Origin of the sequence: Rhizobium sp. BK289, from assembly GCF_014193575.1 — a bacterium.
GTDB classification, from domain to species: domain Bacteria; phylum Pseudomonadota; class Alphaproteobacteria; order Rhizobiales; family Rhizobiaceae; genus Rhizobium; species Rhizobium tropici_C.
This window is the reverse complement of record NZ_JACHZO010000021.1, coordinates 38,622-54,687: the sequence shown is the minus strand read 5'-3', so window position 1 is coordinate 54,687 and position 16,066 is coordinate 38,622. Positions and strand designations below refer to the sequence as shown.

Annotated in this window: 14 protein-coding genes; 8 read left to right on the top strand and 6 right to left on the bottom strand. The window is 61.3% G+C overall.

The annotated features are described in order from the left end of the window. Window positions 1–99: 99 nt before the first annotated feature. From FHT84_RS28730 to pncB, 5 genes are all read left to right on the top strand, one after another. Window positions 100–1,191, top strand: coding sequence for a microcin C ABC transporter permease YejB (locus FHT84_RS28730; protein WP_112341839.1), 1,092 nt, complete (start codon window positions 100–102; stop codon window positions 1,189–1,191). Continuing rightward, entirely contained in the window at window positions 1,191–2,345 is a 1,155-nt protein-coding gene (locus tag FHT84_RS28725; protein WP_112341840.1) for an ABC transporter permease, read from the top strand. Before FHT84_RS28730 ends, FHT84_RS28725 begins: the two co-directional genes overlap by 1 nt. Continuing rightward, complete coding sequence (locus tag FHT84_RS28720; protein WP_113250901.1) at window positions 2,342–3,979, top strand: ABC transporter ATP-binding protein; 1,638 nt, start codon at window positions 2,342–2,344, stop codon at window positions 3,977–3,979. Before FHT84_RS28725 ends, FHT84_RS28720 begins: the two co-directional genes overlap by 4 nt. A gap of 11 nt (window positions 3,980–3,990) precedes the next feature. Continuing rightward, entirely contained in the window at window positions 3,991–4,950 is a 960-nt protein-coding gene (locus FHT84_RS28715; protein WP_183765476.1) for a glyoxylate/hydroxypyruvate reductase A, read from the top strand. Between the two features lie 196 nt (window positions 4,951–5,146). Then, window positions 5,147–6,451: a nicotinate phosphoribosyltransferase gene (gene pncB, locus FHT84_RS28710; protein ID WP_183765473.1), complete on the top strand. Its 1,305-nt coding sequence runs from the start codon at window positions 5,147–5,149 to the stop codon at window positions 6,449–6,451. A gap of 29 nt (window positions 6,452–6,480) precedes the next feature. Here pncB and FHT84_RS28705 read toward each other — a convergent pair whose 3' ends face one another. After that, the gene (locus tag FHT84_RS28705) at window positions 6,481–7,440 is read right to left on the bottom strand and encodes a hypothetical protein (RefSeq protein ID WP_183765470.1); all 960 of its coding nucleotides are present in this window, start codon (window positions 7,438–7,440) and stop codon (window positions 6,481–6,483) included. Between the two features lie 173 nt (window positions 7,441–7,613). On the opposite strand from FHT84_RS28705, the gene FHT84_RS28700 reads away from it, so the two are divergent. After that, on the top strand, window positions 7,614–9,800 hold the full coding sequence (locus tag FHT84_RS28700; RefSeq protein ID WP_183765468.1) for a mechanosensitive ion channel family protein: 2,187 nt from the start codon (window positions 7,614–7,616) through the stop codon (window positions 9,798–9,800). A gap of 108 nt (window positions 9,801–9,908) precedes the next feature. Here FHT84_RS28700 and FHT84_RS28695 read toward each other — a convergent pair whose 3' ends face one another. Next, entirely contained in the window at window positions 9,909–10,967 is a 1,059-nt protein-coding gene (locus FHT84_RS28695; RefSeq protein ID WP_183765466.1) for a LacI family DNA-binding transcriptional regulator, read from the bottom strand. Window positions 10,968–11,104: 137 nt separating this feature from the next. On the opposite strand from FHT84_RS28695, the gene FHT84_RS28690 reads away from it, so the two are divergent. After that, window positions 11,105–11,407: a hypothetical protein gene (locus FHT84_RS28690; protein WP_210278983.1), complete on the top strand. Its 303-nt coding sequence runs from the start codon at window positions 11,105–11,107 to the stop codon at window positions 11,405–11,407. Window positions 11,408–11,447: 40 nt separating this feature from the next. Here the strand turns inward: FHT84_RS28690 and FHT84_RS28685 are convergent, their stop codons facing one another. The 4 genes from FHT84_RS28685 to FHT84_RS28670 all read right to left on the bottom strand — a co-directional run bounded on the left by FHT84_RS28685 (window position 11,448) and on the right by FHT84_RS28670 (window position 15,202). Further along, window positions 11,448–12,176 (bottom strand): SDR family NAD(P)-dependent oxidoreductase, encoded by a 729-nt coding sequence (locus FHT84_RS28685; protein WP_183765464.1) that lies wholly within the window; start codon window positions 12,174–12,176, stop codon window positions 11,448–11,450. Beyond that, a complete protein-coding gene (locus tag FHT84_RS28680; RefSeq protein ID WP_183765462.1) occupies window positions 12,173–13,294 on the bottom strand; it encodes an alkene reductase in 1,122 nt (373 codons plus the stop codon). Before FHT84_RS28680 ends, FHT84_RS28685 begins: the two co-directional genes overlap by 4 nt. A gap of 135 nt (window positions 13,295–13,429) precedes the next feature. Further along, window positions 13,430–14,236 (bottom strand): alpha/beta hydrolase, encoded by an 807-nt coding sequence (locus FHT84_RS28675; RefSeq protein ID WP_183765460.1) that lies wholly within the window; start codon window positions 14,234–14,236, stop codon window positions 13,430–13,432. Window positions 14,237–14,320: 84 nt separating this feature from the next. Then, window positions 14,321–15,202 carry a LysR family transcriptional regulator gene (locus FHT84_RS28670; protein ID WP_183765458.1) on the bottom strand — a complete coding sequence of 294 codons (882 nt, stop codon included), beginning with the start codon at window positions 15,200–15,202 and terminating at the stop codon, window positions 14,321–14,323. Between the two features lie 98 nt (window positions 15,203–15,300). Between FHT84_RS28670 and FHT84_RS28665 the strand changes: the two genes are divergently transcribed. Next, a complete protein-coding gene (locus tag FHT84_RS28665; protein ID WP_183765455.1) occupies window positions 15,301–16,050 on the top strand; it encodes a sulfite exporter TauE/SafE family protein in 750 nt (249 codons plus the stop codon). Window positions 16,051–16,066: the final 16 nt, after the last annotated feature.

The window sequence follows — 16,066 nt, the reverse complement described above, 5'->3', positions numbered from 1 at the left end:
ACTGCGCCGGTCTCGATCCGGCGGAAGGGAATGTGATTTGATCGACAGTTGGATTGAGGCAAGGCGGAGCATACCCCTCTTTGAGGGAGCGGCGGGCTGATGGGCGCCTATATCCTGCGACGCCTCCTGCTGATGATCCCGACCATCGTCGGCATCATGGCCATTTCCTTCACCATCGTGCAGTTTGCGCCCGGCGGTCCGGTCGAACAGGTCATCGCGCAGCTGACCGGGCAGGGCGACAATGCCACCGGCCGCCTGTCCGGCGGCACCGATATGCTGGCTCAGCAATCCCTAGATGACAGCAACTCGAAATATCGCGGCGCGCAGGGTCTTGATCCGGAACTGATCGCCAAGCTCGACAAGCAGTTCGGCTTCGACAAGCCGCCGCTCGAGCGCTTCGGCCAGATGATGTGGAATTATATCCGCTTCGACTTCGGCGAGAGCTTCTTCCGCAACACCACGGTCATCGATCTTATCGGCCAGAAGCTGCCGGTATCGATCTCGCTCGGCATCTGGATCCTGATCTTCTCCTACGCCATCTCCATCCCGCTCGGCATTCGCAAGGCGGTGCAGGACGGCTCGACCTTCGATGTCTGGACGTCGGGCATCATCATCATCGGCTATGCGGTCCCGAGCTTCCTGTTCGGCATCATGCTGATCGTGCTGTTTGCCGGCGGATCCTTCTTCGACTGGTTCCCCCTGCGCGGCCTCGTTTCGGATAATTTCGCCGACCTCAGCTGGTGGCAGAAGATCCTCGACTATCTCTGGCATCTGGTGCTGCCGCTGATTTCGCTCTCGCTCGCCGCCTTTGCCACCACGACGCTGCTCACCAAGAATTCCTTCATTGAAGAGATCAAGAAGCAATATGTCATCACCGCCCGCGCCAAGGGTCTTTCCGAGCGGCGCGTGCTCTATGGCCATGTCTTCCGCAACGCCATGCTCATCGTCATTGCCGGCTTCCCCGGCGCTTTCATCTCCGCCTTCTTCACCGGCTCGCTTTTGATCGAGAATATCTTCTCGCTCGATGGCTTGGGGCGCCTGAGCTATCTCTCCGTTGTCCAGCGCGACTATCCGGTGGTGTTTGCCACGCTCTTCATCTTTTCGCTGCTTGGCCTCGTCGTCAGCCTTATCTCCGACCTGATCTACACCTGGATCGATCCGCGCATCGACTTCGAGCGGAGGGAGGTGTGATGGACGCGACCAATCAGCAGACGCTATCGACTACGGTGAAGCCGCCACGCAAGGGACTGTTCTCGCCGACCAACCTGCGCCGCTGGGAGAATTTCAAGGCCAACCGCCGCGGCTACTGGTCGCTCTGGATCTTCCTCGTTCTGTTCGTCCTCAGCCTTGGAGCCGAGTTCATCACGAATGACCGGCCGATCCTCGTCTCCTACAAGGGCGAGATCCTGACGCCGGTCTTTGTCGATTATCCGGAAGAAAAATTCGGCGGCTTCCTGGCGCAGACGGATTACCGCGCCCAGGATATCCAGGACGAGATCAATGCCAATGGCTGGATGATCTGGCCACCGATCCACTATTCCTATCAGACCGCCAATTCCAACCTGCCGAAGGGATTGTCGGCGCCGACGCCGCCATTCTGGGCGATGAGCAAGGAGACGCGCTGTTCGGGCTATCCCGGCGGTGTTGCCGACCCGAACTGCAACTGGAGCAATTTCAACTGGCTCGGCACCGATGACCAGGCGCGTGATGTGCTCGCCCGCCTGATCTACGGCTTCCGCATCTCGGTGCTGTTTGGACTCGCCCTCACCATCTGCTCGGCCGTCGTCGGCGTCTGCGCCGGCGCGATACAGGGCTATTTCGGCGGCTGGACCGATCTTCTGATGCAGCGTTTCATCGAAATCTGGTCGTCCATGCCAGTGCTCTATATCCTGCTGATCATCGCTTCGGTGCTGCCGCCGGGCTTCTTCATCCTGCTCGGGATTTTGCTCTTGTTTTCCTGGGTGGGGCTCGTCGGCGTCGTGCGCGCCGAATTCCTCAGAGCGCGCAATTTCGAATATGTGCGCGCCGCCCGCGCGCTCGGCGTCAACAACCGCACCATCATGTATCGCCACCTGCTGCCGAACGCGATGGTCGCGACCCTGACCTTCGTTCCCTTCATCCTGTCGGGCTCGATCACCACCCTGACCTCGCTGGATTTCTTAGGTTTCGGCATGCCGCCGGGCTCGCCGTCGCTCGGTGAGATGATCGCTCAGGGCAAATCCAATCTGCAGGCTCCCTGGCTGGGGCTCTCGGCCTTCTTCACCATGTCGATCATGCTGTCGCTGCTGATTTTCATCGGCGAGGCCGTGCGCGACGCCTTCGATCCGAGGAAAACGTTCCGATGAGCGAAAACTACACTCCGTTGCTGTCAGTCCGCAATCTCTCTGTCGCCTTTCATCAGGGCGGGCAGACATCGACCGCGGTCGATGGCGTTTCCTTCGATATCGCCAAGGGCGAAGTCTTGGCGCTGGTCGGCGAATCCGGCTCCGGCAAGTCGGTTTCGGCCAATTCGATCCTGAAGCTCTTGCCCTATCCGGCCGCAAGCCACCCTTCCGGCGAAATCCTGTTCAAGGGCAAGGACCTGCTGAAGGCATCCGACAACGAGCTGCGCGCCGTGCGCGGCAACGACATCACGATGATCTTCCAGGAGCCGATGACCTCGCTCAATCCGCTCCACTCGATCGAAAAGCAGATCAGCGAGATCCTGGCCTTACATCAGGGCATGACCGGCGAGGCTGCCCGCAACCGCACGCTGGAGCTTTTGAACCAGGTCGGCATCCGCGAACCGGAAAAGCGCCTAAAGGCCTATCCGCATGAACTATCGGGTGGTCAGCGTCAGCGCGTGATGATCGCCATGGCGCTTGCCAATCGTCCCGAACTGCTGATCGCCGACGAGCCGACGACGGCGCTCGACGTGACCGTGCAGGCGCAGATCCTCGAACTGCTGCGCGACCTCAAGGGCACGCACGGCATGTCGATGCTGTTCATCACCCACGATCTCGGCATCGTCCGCAAGTTCGCCGACCGTGTCTGCGTGATGACCAAGGGGCGTATCGTCGAGACCGGCACGGTGGAGGAGGTTTTCACCAATCCGCAGCATGACTATACCCGCCATCTGCTGGCCGCCGAGCCGCGCGGCGAGCCGCCGGCGAGCGATGCGAACAAGCCTGTCGTCATGGAAGGCAGCGATATCCGTGTGTGGTTCCCGATCAAGGCGGGCTTCATGCGCAAGGTCGTCGATCATGTGAAGGCGGTCGACGGCATCGATCTGAAGCTCAGGGCCGGCCAGACGCTCGGCGTCGTCGGCGAATCTGGCTCGGGCAAGACGACGCTCGGTCTGGCGCTCGCCCGGCTTATTTCCTCCAAAGGACGCATCGCCTTCGTCGGCAAGGATATAGCCGGCTATTCGTTCCGGGAAATGCGGCCGCTGCGCAACCAGCTGCAGGTGGTTTTTCAGGATCCTTATGGATCGTTGAGCCCGCGCATGTCGGTCGGCGAGATCATCGCCGAGGGGTTGAAGGTGCATGAGCGATCGCTTTCGGCCGATGAGCGCGACAAGCGCGTCTGCTGGGCGCTGGAGGAAGTAGGCCTCGACCCTTCCACCCGCTGGCGTTTCCCGCATGAATTTTCCGGCGGCCAGCGCCAGCGCATTGCAATCGCTCGCGCCATGGTGCTGAAGCCGCGTTTCGTCATGCTGGACGAGCCAACCTCGGCGCTCGATATGAGCGTGCAGGCACAGGTCGTGGATTTGCTGCGCGACCTGCAGAAGAAGCATGATCTTGCCTATCTCTTCATCAGCCACGACCTGAAGGTGGTGAAGGCGCTCGCCAACGAACTGATCGTCATGCGCTTCGGTAAGGTCGTCGAGCAGGGCGCATCCACCGATATTTTCCGGGCGCCGAAAGAGGACTACACCAGGGCGCTGCTTGCCGCTGCCTTCAATATCGAAGCGGTGCCGACCGCCGCCATCCAGCAATAGAGACCACCATCATGCCGGCCAAAAGCCCCGTTCTCGTCGACCTCAAATTCGATCCGGCAACCGTCGCCAGGGCACTCGAAACCGCTTTTGCCGATCGCGGCAGCATCAATCTCGCCGACCCCGCCAGCAAGGGGCTGGATCTGAGGCATGTCGACTATGCGCTGCTGTGGAAGCCGGATGCCGATCTTTTTGAGCGCGCGCCCAATCTCAAGGTGATCTTCTCGGGCGGCGCCGGCGTCGATTCGATGATGTCCATTGCCGGCCTGCCCGATATTCCGATCGTCCGCTTCGTCGATCGCAGCCTGACGGTGCGCATGAGCGAATGGGTCGTGATGCAGTGCCTGATGCATCTGCGCGATGTGCAGGGGCATATGCGCAATCAGCGACAGCATGTATGGGCGCCGCAGCATGGCCCCGAGGCGGCGGATGTTACCATCGGCGTCATGGGACTCGGCGTTCTCGGTTGCGATGCCGCCGCCAAGCTGAAGGTGATGGGTTTCAACGTCATCGGCTGGTCGCGTGGGAAGAAAGAAATCGACGGCATGGAAACCTTCGATGCCGGCGGGCTCGATACGTTTCTGGCGCGTACCGACATTCTTGTCGGCCTCCTGCCGCTGACACCGGAAACGACCGGGATTTACAACATCTCGCTTTTCTCCAGGCTGCACCGCAACGGCCCGCTCGGCAAGCCGGTCTTCATCAATGCCGGCCGTGGCAAGAGCCAGGTTGCGGCCGATATCGCCTCGGCCGTTCGCACTGGCATTCTCGGCGGCGCCTCGCTCGATGTTTTTGCCGTCGAACCGCTCTCGGCTGATGATCCGCTCTGGGACCTGGAAAATGTCATCATTACGCCGCATGATTCCGCCGTGTCTGACGAAAAGGCGTTGATGCGCCATGTCGAGGAGCAGATCGCCCGTTTTGAACGCGGCGAGCCGCTGCAGCATCTGGTGGATCGCGACCGGGGTTACTAAATCCGGTAGGATGCGGAAGTTACGGCGCTTCGCTTTCGCGGGTTGAATGCGGCGCGTTTGCCCTGACATCAATTTTCTTTCAGTGACTGGACTTTCGCTCCACATTTTTTGATAACAAGGCGCGACAATCGCATGCCCGCAGGATAGTTGGCGGCGAGCATGACGTCCGTAGGGCAGGAGACGGGGCAGGAACGACATGACCAAGACGGATATCGCCACCCGTGTCTATAACCACACCTGGAAGCTTGATCCGATCATCCGCAGCCTGATCGATACGGATTTCTATAAGCTTCTCATGCTGCAGATGATCTGGAAACTCTATCCGGAGGTCGACGCCACCTTCTCGCTCATCAACCGCACCAAAAGCGTTCGCCTTGCCGAGGTGATCGACGAAAAGGAATTGCGCGAGCAGCTCGATCACGCCCGCACGCTCCGCCTCTCCAAGAAGGAGATGATCTGGCTCGCGGGTAATACCTTCTATGGCCGCGCGCAGATCTTCGAGCCGGAATTCCTCGCCTGGCTGTCGAATTTCCAACTGCCCGAATATGAGCTTTCGAAGCGCGACGGCCAGTATATTCTCGATTTCCACGGCTCGTGGAAGGAAACGACGATGTGGGAGATCCCCGCACTCGCCATCATCAACGAGCTTCGTTCGCGCACGGCGCTGAAGGCGCTCGGTCCCTTCACGCTCGATGTGCTCTACGCCCGCGCCAAGGCCAAGATGTGGGAGAAGGTGGAGCGTCTGAGGGAACTGCCGGGCCTGCGCATTTCCGATTTCGGCACCCGCCGCCGCCACAGCTTCCTCTGGCAGCGCTGGTGCGTCGAGGCGCTGAAGGAAGGCGTGCCGCACGCTTTCACCGGCACGAGCAACGTGCTGCTCGCCATGGATTCCGATCTCGAAGCCGTTGGCACCAATGCGCATGAACTGCCGATGGTCGCCGCGGCACTTGCGAAAAACGACGAAGAACTCGGCAAGGCGCCTTACAAGGTGCTGCGCGACTGGAACCGCCTCTATGGCGGCAATCTGCTCGTCGTGCTGCCCGATGCCTTCGGAACGGCTTCCTTCCTGCGCAACGCGCCGGAATGGGTGGCCGACTGGACCGGCTTCCGCCCCGACAGCGCGCCTCCCATCGAAGGCGGCGAGAAGATCATCAACTGGTGGAAGAAGATGGGCCGCGATCCGCGCCAGAAGCTGCTGATCTTCTCTGACGGCCTCGATGTCGATGCCATCATCGACACCTACAAGCATTTCGACGGTCGCGTCCGCATGAGCTTCGGCTGGGGCACCAATCTGACCAATGATTTCGCCGGCTGCGCGCCCACCGAACTCAAGGGGCTCAGCCCGATTTCGATCGTCTGCAAGGTGATCGAGGCAAATGGCCGCCCGGCCGTCAAGCTTTCGGACAATCCGCAGAAGGCAACCGGCGAGCCGGCAGAGGTCGAGCGCTATCTGAAATTCTTCGGCGCGGAAGATCGCATCGATCAGGACGTACTTGTCTGATGCTGCTATAGACAAGCCCCGCATGGGGGTTAATGACGGATCGCCGCCTCCATCCGCGCGACGCGGCGAAATAGCGTCCAGCGGCCGTTTTCCCAGCGATATTGATCCGGCGAAATGACGTAGGGCACGTCGCTGAGATCGGCGCTGATCAGCTCCAGCAGCTGCAGGCCCTGGGTATCGTTTTCATGCGTGAAGAACACCTTGTCGCGCGACAGGAAGGCGGCGATCGGCGCGGCGCCGCCGGATTGCTCCTGCACCTGCGCCCAGAAATTCGGCAGGAAGGCGATGCTGGATTCGAACTGGCCGTCCACCTCGACATATTGGAACCGGCTGCGTTTGGCGATCTGAACGCCCGTCTTGGCGAGGAATTTTTGCAGGTTGGCCTGCGCCGTCTCGGCAAGCTCCCGGGCGTCGATGCCCCAATCGTCCAGCGCGGTGGACATGACGTAGCTGACGGTGGTCTCGCCATTGACGACGAAAAGCTTGATCAGGTTTTCCGCTTCGTCGAGATAGACGAATTGCGGCGGGCTGGGTTCATCCCTGACAGCCTGCATCATCTGCTGGCGGGCAACCTCGACGAAATCGCGCGTTTTCAGCACCGGCAGGACCTTGGAGAGCTCGCTATCGTCCTCCATGGCTTCTGTCATGTTGAGATAGTTGAGCAGCGCTTGGGCGCGCGCCGGCCCTTTCTTTTCGCGCAATGCCAGCAGGGCATTGCTGAGGAATTTCGTCATCCGATCGCCGTTGCGGCTATGCAGCGTCAGGCTTCCGGCCGCGGGATCGTAATCGACGCGGATCAGGTCGCCGAAGAATGGCAGGCGCTCCTGCAGATAGGCCGCAAAGGTTGCCTCGTTCCGCAAGGCGTCATCCGGAATGTTCAGATCGAGCGTCTTGACGGCCGTCGTGGCTTCGGGTTCGGGCAGTCTCGGCCCGCTGCGCGTGTCGGACCGACTGCCCTTACCGAAGAGCCTTTTCAGGAAATTGAACACGCGCGTCCCCGAATACCGACCGGCATGTGTCAGAACCTAGCGCGGCCACCGCTCCGGGGCAATGCCGGGCAGGCGATGGATTTGTCCCGTTAAGCGCCTGCTTGCCCGGACGAAAAACGCGTATAGTCTGCGGGAACGGACCGGATGGTCCGATTGCAGGAAGGGCATCGCATATGAGAAACTTCGGGGGTGGCAGGCTGTGGATCGGGACCCTGCTATTATGTCTTCTTGCTTTGGCCGCGCCTGTCACGTCGCTCGCGCAGAATGCAGCGGCACCCCAGCCGGCGGCACCGCCGCCCGACAAGGTCCGTGAACTGATCCAGTTGATGAATGAGCCCGACGTCAAGCAATGGCTTGCCGCGCAGCTCAACAATCAGCCTCAGCCCAGCTCCATTCCAACCTCCACTGCCGGCGATCCGGAAGCGTCGGGAAGTGACCAGATGTCGGTTTTGTCCGGCCTGCTTGGTCATACGCGGCGCCACCTAGAAGTCGTATCAGGCGCGGCGATGACGCTGCCCTCCGAAGTCATGACGGCATCGGAAAAGCTCGAGGGCGAGGGCAAGGCGGTAGGTCTGCTGCGCATCACCATCCAGATTGTGATCCTTTTCTTCCTTGGGCTCGTGGCCGAGCTCGCGGCCGCGCGCTTCATCAATACCAAGCATATGCAGCGCACCGAACGGGCAGCCGGCGTCGAGACCGAGCTGCAGGCGGCACGATTCCAGTTCCTGGGCGGCGTCATGCCCGCCATCATTCACGGTCTGGTGACGCTCGTTCCGCTTCTCGCTTTCGACTGGCCGCCGGCCATCGAAAATTTCGCCATTGCCTGCGTTATCGCGATCGTGTCCATCCGATTGGCCATTTCCATCGGCAGGCTTTTGACGGAACTGATCTCCATGCGCCGGACGGATGACGTTCTGGACGAGGATGGCGGTGCTGCCCGCATTGCGGAACGGCGGCTTGTCGCAAAATACTGGTATCGGCGATGCACGCTGTTCACTATCTATTTTGCTTGCGGCTGGGCCGTCATACAGGCTGTCGCGTCGCTCGGCTTTTCCGCCGGCGCGCGAGACCTGATCGGGTACGCGCTCGGCATCGGCCTGTTTGTGATCGCGGTGGAAGCTGTATGGTCGAGGCCCGCCGTGCCGGGAAAGCGTGGAAGGCGGGCAGTCTCCTGGCTGCTGACGATCTACTTCGCAGCGCTTTGGGGCCTGTGGGTGGCGGGCTTCAATGGCCTGCTTTGGGTGGGCATCTATGCGATATTGCTGCCGCGTGTCCTGTCGGTTTCCACCCGCGCAATCGAGGCGCTGCATGAGGCGGCCGAGGGCATTTTCGGTGCCGGAAAATTGGCGACCGTCCTTCTCGATCGCGGCGTCCGTGCGCTGATCATCACGTTCGCAGCCCTCTGGCTCGGCCGGATGCTGGGGGTCGAAGCGCACGCGATGATGAGCGGCAGTGAATCGAATATTGGCCGTATCGCGCGCGGCATTCTCGGCGGCATCGTCATCCTTCTGGTTGCGGATCTCGTCTGGCAGCTGGCGAAAACCTATATCGACGCCAAGCTGATGCAATCCCTGCCTGCGGTCAGCGATTCCGAGGAGATGAGAGCGAGCCGCGCCCGGCTGCAGACGCTGCTGCCGATCTTCCGCAATATCCTGGCCGTCATCATCGGCATCATCGCCGTGATGATGGTGCTGTCCGGCCTCGGCGTTCAGATCGGACCATTGATCGCCGGTGCCGGCGTTGTCGGCGTCGCCGTCGGCTTCGGTGCGCAGACGATCGTCAAGGATGTCATCAGCGGCATCTTCTATCTCTGGGACGATGCGTTCCGCATCGGCGAATATATCGAAAGCGGCAGCCACAAAGGCGTGGTGGAATCCTTCAGCCTGCGCTCAGTGAAGCTGCGACACCAGCGCGGTCCGCTGGCGACGATACCCTTCGGCTCCCTCGGCGCGGTCAACAACATGAACCGCGACTGGGCGATCGACAAGATCATTGTCAAGGTCACCTATGATACTGACCTCGTGAAGCTGAAGCGCATCGTCAAGGATATCGGCCAGCGCCTGCTTGAAGACGAGGAGCTGAAACCGAGCATCATCCAGACGCTGAAGATGAAGGGTGTCGAGCAGTTCGGCGATTTTGCGATCGAGATCAGGCTGGCAATCACCGCCAAGCCCGACGAGCTCTCTGTCATCCGCCGCAGTGCGCTGGCCCTGATCAAGCAGTCCTTCGACGAGAACGGCATCCAGTTCGCCTTCCCCACCGTACAGGTAGCGAGCGACAAGGATGCCGCTGCCGCCGCTGCCCGGCAGCTCATCGAGATGCGGGCTGCAAACGTGGATGGCGCACAGCAGGCGGGCTAGAGCAATTCCAGCAAAAGTGCGAAGCGGTTTTGCGTCCGGAATTGCGTGAAAACAAAGAGATAGAGCGGTTAAGAGACTCCGTTAAAAGCTAAGCCGCTCTAGATCCGATCATGATTTTGGAGCCGCTGTGCTGCCGCGCACGATCAGCGTGACGCCGATCATCTCGCGTTCAGCCGGTACGGCATCGTGGAGGACGGCCTGCACCGCGCGTTCCGCGATCTCGGCAAAGGGCTGGGCCATCGTCGTCAGGCCGGGCTCCACCATGCCGCCTTCCGGCACGCCATCGAAGCCGATGACGGAAACGTCTTGCGGCACTGAGAGACCTCGCGCCCGCAGCCAGTTGATCGCCAGAAGCGCGATATTGTCGGACATGGCAAGGATCGCTGTCGGCGGCTCGGGTGCGGAGAACAGGTAGTCGAGCCCGGCTTCGACACTTGGCTTGTCGTTGAGCGTCTCATAGATCGGCACGTCCTCGCGCCGAATGCCGAACGCTTCAAGGGCCCGCCAATAACCGAACGCACGATTGCGCGAGGTGGAATAGATCGCTCGTTCGATCTCTGCGATGCCGACCGGCCCGACATGGTCGTCCGAGAGTTCTGTCGCGAGCACGCCGAAACGCCTGTGGCCGAGTTCCGCCAGATGCCGGGCCGCAACGGCCGCACCTCCGACATTATCGACGCTGATCGAGGGGATGGCGGGATCCTCGTCATTCAAAGCGAGAGCGATGAAGGGCAATTGCCGCTCGCGCGTCAACTGCACCAGTTTCTCGCCGCCTTCCACGCAGAGCAGGATGAAGCCGTCCACCAATGCGCTCTTGATGTTCCAATCCACCGTCTGCCGGTCCTTGGCCGAAACCAGCGCGAGGCCCGTGCCGCTGGCATCGCAGACCCTGGAAACGGCGGCCAGCAGAGCCCTGGCCCACGGATCGTTGAAGAAATAGGCAATCGGCTCGACCGCGGCGACGCCGATGGCATTGACCTTTCCCGCCCGCAGCAGACGGCCCGTCAGGCTCGGCCCGGCATAGCCGAGCCGCTTGGCCGTCTCGAGCACATGCTCGCGCACCTCTTCACGCACCACTTCGGGTCGGCTGAAAACATTGGAGGCGGTTCCTTGTGATACGCCGGCCGCCTTGGCGACATCCGCGAGCCTGATGGTGCCCTTGGCCAATGAAATCCTCCTTATGTTTCTGGCGGATACTAGCAATGAAGTTGTATCGGTTCAATTCTTCTTGACAGCAGAATTTTGAGGCGTACGATTGAACCGATTCAAGAATGTGCTGCGTGTTCAAGTTGAATCGATTCAAAATGAAAGGCAAGCTAGTGCTGACCAATTATCTCTTCAAGGATCTTTATGATGAACGATGGGGTGATCCCTGCAATCCGAATGCCGTCGACCCGCGTTTAGAACATAAGGGTGAGGCTGATAAACAGAGCGTGCTGAGCCGGCTAGCGCAGTTTTTTCGCCGCCGGAAACGGCCGTCTGCATGGTCCTTCACCATTCCGAGCGAGATATCAGACGCGGAGAGTGATGCCGAGATCCGGCATCGCCCCTGTGATGAAGATCCGAAATTCCTCGCGATCGCCAAGGCCCTGTCGCGGAATTGCTAGTGCAATGCCGGCTGATACTCGATCACCCTTTCGATGGGCCTCAAAAGTTTTCCTTGTAGGGACGCAGATCGAGCTCCTGCGTCCAGGCCGAAGGATGCTGGCGATGAATGTGCCAGTAGCTCTCGGCAATGGCGTCGATATTCAACAGCCCATCGGCATCCACATCCGGCCGGCGCGAGCGCAGCCGCTCGCCGTCTATGCCGCCATCGATGATGGTGTGGGCGACATGCAGGCCAAGTGGTCCGAATTCCCGCGCCATGCTCTGGCTGATCATTCGAAGGCCCGCCTTGGCAGCGGCGAACTGCGCAAAGCGGGCCTTGCCGCGCAGGCTGGCGGAGGCCCCGGTGAAAATCACCGTACCGCGGCCGAGCGGCGCCAGATGCCGCGCGGCCTCGCGGCCAACGAGGAAGCCGCCAAAACAGCAGATGCGCCAGAACTCCTCGAACTGAGCGGCTGTTAGATTACGAAAGCCGATCTGGCGGTTGATGCCGGCGTTGAAGACGACGAAGTCAGGCGCGGCAATATCGTCTCGAGCGGTAAAGGCATGATCGAACAGCCGGACGACGGCGGCTTCATCCGTCGCGTCCGTTTCGATCGCCTCGGCACTGCCGCCAGACGCCTGGATGGTAGCGGCCACCTGATCGATCTTCGCCGCCGTCCGGCCAGCGATGATGACGTGGTAGCCCTTGTCTGCAAGAAGCCGGCAGAGTGCCGCACCCAAACCCTGCTCGGCACCTACGCCGACAATAATTGCGCTTGGCGTGCTCATTCGGCGGCCTCCCTGGCATCGAGCGTCGGATAGTCGGTATAGCCCTCAGCGCCGCCGCCGTAGAAGGTGGGGCGGTGATAGGGGTTGAGGGGTGCACCGCGCCGGATGCGCTCCGGCAGATCGGGATTGGCGATGAACAGCCGACCGAAGGCGATGGCATCGGCATGGCCGGCGGCGAGCATGGCTTCGGCCGTGTCGGGCCGAAAATTGCCCGCGGCGATCAGCGTGCCTGACCATGCCGGCCTGAACAATTCCGCGGCCGACGGTACGTTCTTGTGGTCGACCTCGGCCTGTCCCGCACCGCTGGCGCGCGGCTCGATCAGATGCAGATAGGCAAGGTTCAGCCGGTCCAGCTCACGAATGACATGGCCGTAGAGACGCAAGGGATCATCCTCGCCGCTGTCATTGGCAATGCCGAAGGGCGAGAGGCGGACCCCGACACGATCCGAACCCCAAACTTCGGAAACTGCCTCGACCACTTCGAGCAGCAGCCGCGTACGATTCTCGATCGAGCCGCCATATTGGTCAGAGCGCCGGTTCGTGCGGGCCTGCAGGAACTGTTCGATCAGATAGCCGTTGGCGCCATGGATTTCGACGCCGTCGAAGCCGGCCCGCTTGGCATTGGCGGCGGCCTCGGCATAGACGTCGATCAGGAGCGGCATCAGGTCGATATCGATCGCCTGTGGCGTCTCGAAGGGCACGCGCTGGAAGGAGGCCGTGAAGGCCTCGCCCTTGGCGGCGATGGCGGAAGGAGCAATCGGTGGAGCTCCATCAGGCTGGTGAGAAGAATGGGAGATGCGACCGACATGCCAGAGCTGCAGGAAGATCTTGCCGCCCTTGCCATGAACGGCGTCGGTCACCGCCTTCCAGCCGGAGACCTGCTCGGCCGTGTGGATGCCCGGGGTTGCTGGCATGCCCTGTGCGGCGCGGGAAATCTGCGAGCCCTCGGAAATGATGAGACCGCCCTCGCTGGCGCGCTGGGCATAATATTCTGCATTCAAAGCCGAGGGTACATTGCCCGGCTGGCTCGCTCGCATGCGGGTCAGCGGCGCCATGACGACCCGATGTGCAAATTCATAAGGGCCAATGGAAAGCGGCGAAAACAAAGTGGCTGTCATAAAATTCTCCTGCCTGGAGCCAAATTGCTCCCCGGGGCGGAAGGGCCTGTCAGCGGCGATTCGGTCTCGGGAGTTCAAATAAGATGATGATCATCATTTATTCGAACAATCGGACGTGCGCAACTGAATCTGCTGTCAGGCCGGAAGTTTGGAAAGAAAGCCGAGCAGGGCGGCATTGAACTGCGCCGGCCGCTGCACTGGCGCGAAATGGCTGACGCCGGGCAGAAGGATCAACTCTGCGCCGGGAATGTGCCGCACGAGATAATCGGCATGTTCGCGCTTGATGAACTCGTCATGCTCACTCTGGACGATGGCGACAGGCACATCGATCTCGGCGAGATCTTTGACCGTGTAGTTCGGCTCGGTCCGCTGCATCAGGCCGACCGCTTCGATGAAAGCATCGAACTTGTCCGGCGTGGCGGAAAGGGCTGCGTAATCCTTCGTGTGGCGTGAGAAGCAGCGCTCGATGATCGGCGTCGCCACGAATTCCTTGGTGCCGCTCGGATCCATATTGCAGGCAAAGAAGAAGACGCCGGACACACGTTCCGGATGGGTTTTTCCAAGCACCATGCCGATGCAGGCGCCGTCGCTCCAGCCGGCCATGGCCGCCTTGTCGATCTTCAGCCTGTCCATGACGGCGAGAACGTCGGAGGCCATGAGTTCGTAGGTGTATGGCCGCTCGTCGCGCGTGCTGCGGCCATGGCCGCGGCTGTCGATGACGATAACCTGATGGCCGGCGTCGATGAGCGCGGGCACTTGATAGCCCCAATTGCCGCTGTTTCCGAGCCCGCCATGGAGGAGGATTACCGGAGCTCCGCTGCCGTAAGAGGCATACCAGATATGCGCGCCATCATGATCGACATGCCCTTTCACCTCGGTATGCGGCAGGGGTGCGGCCCCTTCTGCTTCGAAGCGATAAAGCTCGTCGTCGCGAAATTCCATACCCATCTCCCATTGCGCCGTCTCTCCCCGACAGCCACGTGGCGAGACTAGTCGATCCCAATGCGTCTTTTCAACAGGCCACGGTCATATCGTTGCCAGATGCTCGAAAAGATCGCGGGCCGGCGACGGAAGCTCTTCGAGGGAGCGAGCGCAGATCGAAAGCCGGCGCGTCGCCCACCGGTCCGTGAGAAGGAGGGTTGCAATTTTCGCGGATCGGCTGCAGCGCCTTGCCGCCTTTTCGGGCACGATGCCGAGACCGATACCCTGGCCTGCCATATCGCAGATGGCCTCAAATGTCCGCATCCGCACGCGCATTTTCAACCGGGTGCCGAGCCGGGCGGCCTGTGCGTCGATATGATCCTGCAGCGCTCCGCCTGTGAGCCCGACGAAATGCGCGTGAAGGATTTCTGCAAAAGCGATCCGCTTTGTCGCCGCCAGCGCATGATCGCTAGATATCACCACCACCAGCCGGTCGATCGCGAAGGGCCGCATTATCAGGCCGGAGGTATCGGCCGCGTCCGACAGGATGCCGATCTCGGCCAGCCCTGCCGAAACAGCCCGCACGATCTCGATGCTCTGGCGCTCCTTGAGGTCGATATCCGTCCGTGGGTGTTTTGCCATCCATCCGGCAAGGCGCGGCGGCAGGTATTCGACAATCGCGGCAGTGTTGGCGAGAAGCCGGACTGTCGCGCGCAGGCCGCTTGCGTGCTCGCCAAGCTCGCCGCGCATCTGCATGAGCTGCCGCTGGATCAGCCGGGCATGATGCGCCAGTGCTTCGCCGGCAGGCGTCGGGCTCACGCCGCGCCGCCCACGCTCCAGAAGCTGTACGCCGCCACTTACCTCCATGTCGCGCAGCCGCTCGCTGGCGGCCGGCAGCGAAAGACCGACATCGGTGGCCCCATGCGTGATGCTGCCGGCATCGACGACGGCGAGGAAAAGGCGAAGGTCGGTCAGATCGAAGCGCATGGAGTGGAGATTACCGCATATCCAGCCTTCGGAATAGCCGAAGGCTGGCCTCGCATCATCCGTATTGTGCCCGGCCTCGCGTCTGTTAGTGAAAGGGTATGATGGATCATTCGATATGGCTCGTCGCGGCGATCTTCGCGACTTTCTTTATGGCCGGCATGGTCAAGGGCGTCACAGGCATGGGGCTGCCGACCGTGGCGATGGGCGTCTTGGGTACGTTGATCTCGCCGATGATGGCAGCGAGCCTGCTGATCGTGCCCTCTTTCGTCACCAATGTCTGGCAGCTGCTGGCAGGCCCGAGTTTTGGCGCGCTTGCCCGTCGTTTCCTTCTCTTGGTTCTTGCCATAATCATCGGAACCTTCGCCGGCTCATATCTGCTGGCCGCCGGCGATACCCGCAGGACCGCGGCAGCGCTAGGCATCGCCCTCATCCTCTATGCCGGCCATGCTTTGCTCGCCCGTCAACTGCATGTGCCCGCAAGGTTCGAGCCGTTGCTATCGCCGTTCGTCGGCGCCGTCACTGGCCTGCTCACTGGGGCAACTGGCGTCTTCGTCGTGCCGGCGGTGCCCTATCTGCAGGCGCTTGACCTGGAGAAGGAAGAGCTGGTTCAGGCGCTCGGCCTTTCCTTCACCGTCTCCACGGTGGCGCTTGCCGGCGCACTCGCCTGGCATGGCGCATTCCGCATCGACAATATCGCGCTATCTGCCCTTGCGATCATCCCGGCGCTCGCCGGCATGTGGCTCGGCCAGATCATCCGCAATCGCGTCAGCCCGGCCACGTTCCGCCGCTGGTTCCTGATCTGTCTCCTCGCGCTCGGCGCCGAGATGCTCGTCAAAGCCTCTTTCTGAGGCAGTCTTGCTCGCC

Coding starts and splice junctions, on each gene's coding strand:
- FHT84_RS28675 (WP_183765460.1), bottom strand. CDS start 14,236: ATGGAATTTCGCGACGACGAGCTTTATCGCTTCGAAGCAGAAGGGGCC.
- FHT84_RS28730 (WP_112341839.1), top strand. CDS start 100: ATGGGCGCCTATATCCTGCGACGCCTCCTGCTGATGATCCCGACCATC.
- FHT84_RS28715 (WP_183765476.1), top strand. CDS start 3,991: ATGCCGGCCAAAAGCCCCGTTCTCGTCGACCTCAAATTCGATCCGGCA.
- FHT84_RS28720 (WP_113250901.1), top strand. CDS start 2,342: ATGAGCGAAAACTACACTCCGTTGCTGTCAGTCCGCAATCTCTCTGTC.
- FHT84_RS28665 (WP_183765455.1), top strand. CDS start 15,301: ATGATGGATCATTCGATATGGCTCGTCGCGGCGATCTTCGCGACTTTC.
- FHT84_RS28670 (WP_183765458.1), bottom strand. CDS start 15,202: ATGCGCTTCGATCTGACCGACCTTCGCCTTTTCCTCGCCGTCGTCGAT.
- FHT84_RS28700 (WP_183765468.1), top strand. CDS start 7,614: ATGAGAAACTTCGGGGGTGGCAGGCTGTGGATCGGGACCCTGCTATTA.
- FHT84_RS28680 (WP_183765462.1), bottom strand. CDS start 13,294: ATGACAGCCACTTTGTTTTCGCCGCTTTCCATTGGCCCTTATGAATTT.
- FHT84_RS28725 (WP_112341840.1), top strand. CDS start 1,191: ATGGACGCGACCAATCAGCAGACGCTATCGACTACGGTGAAGCCGCCA.
- FHT84_RS28685 (WP_183765464.1), bottom strand. CDS start 12,176: ATGAGCACGCCAAGCGCAATTATTGTCGGCGTAGGTGCCGAGCAGGGT.
- pncB (WP_183765473.1), top strand. CDS start 5,147: ATGACCAAGACGGATATCGCCACCCGTGTCTATAACCACACCTGGAAG.
- FHT84_RS28690 (WP_210278983.1), top strand. CDS start 11,105: ATGAAAGGCAAGCTAGTGCTGACCAATTATCTCTTCAAGGATCTTTAT.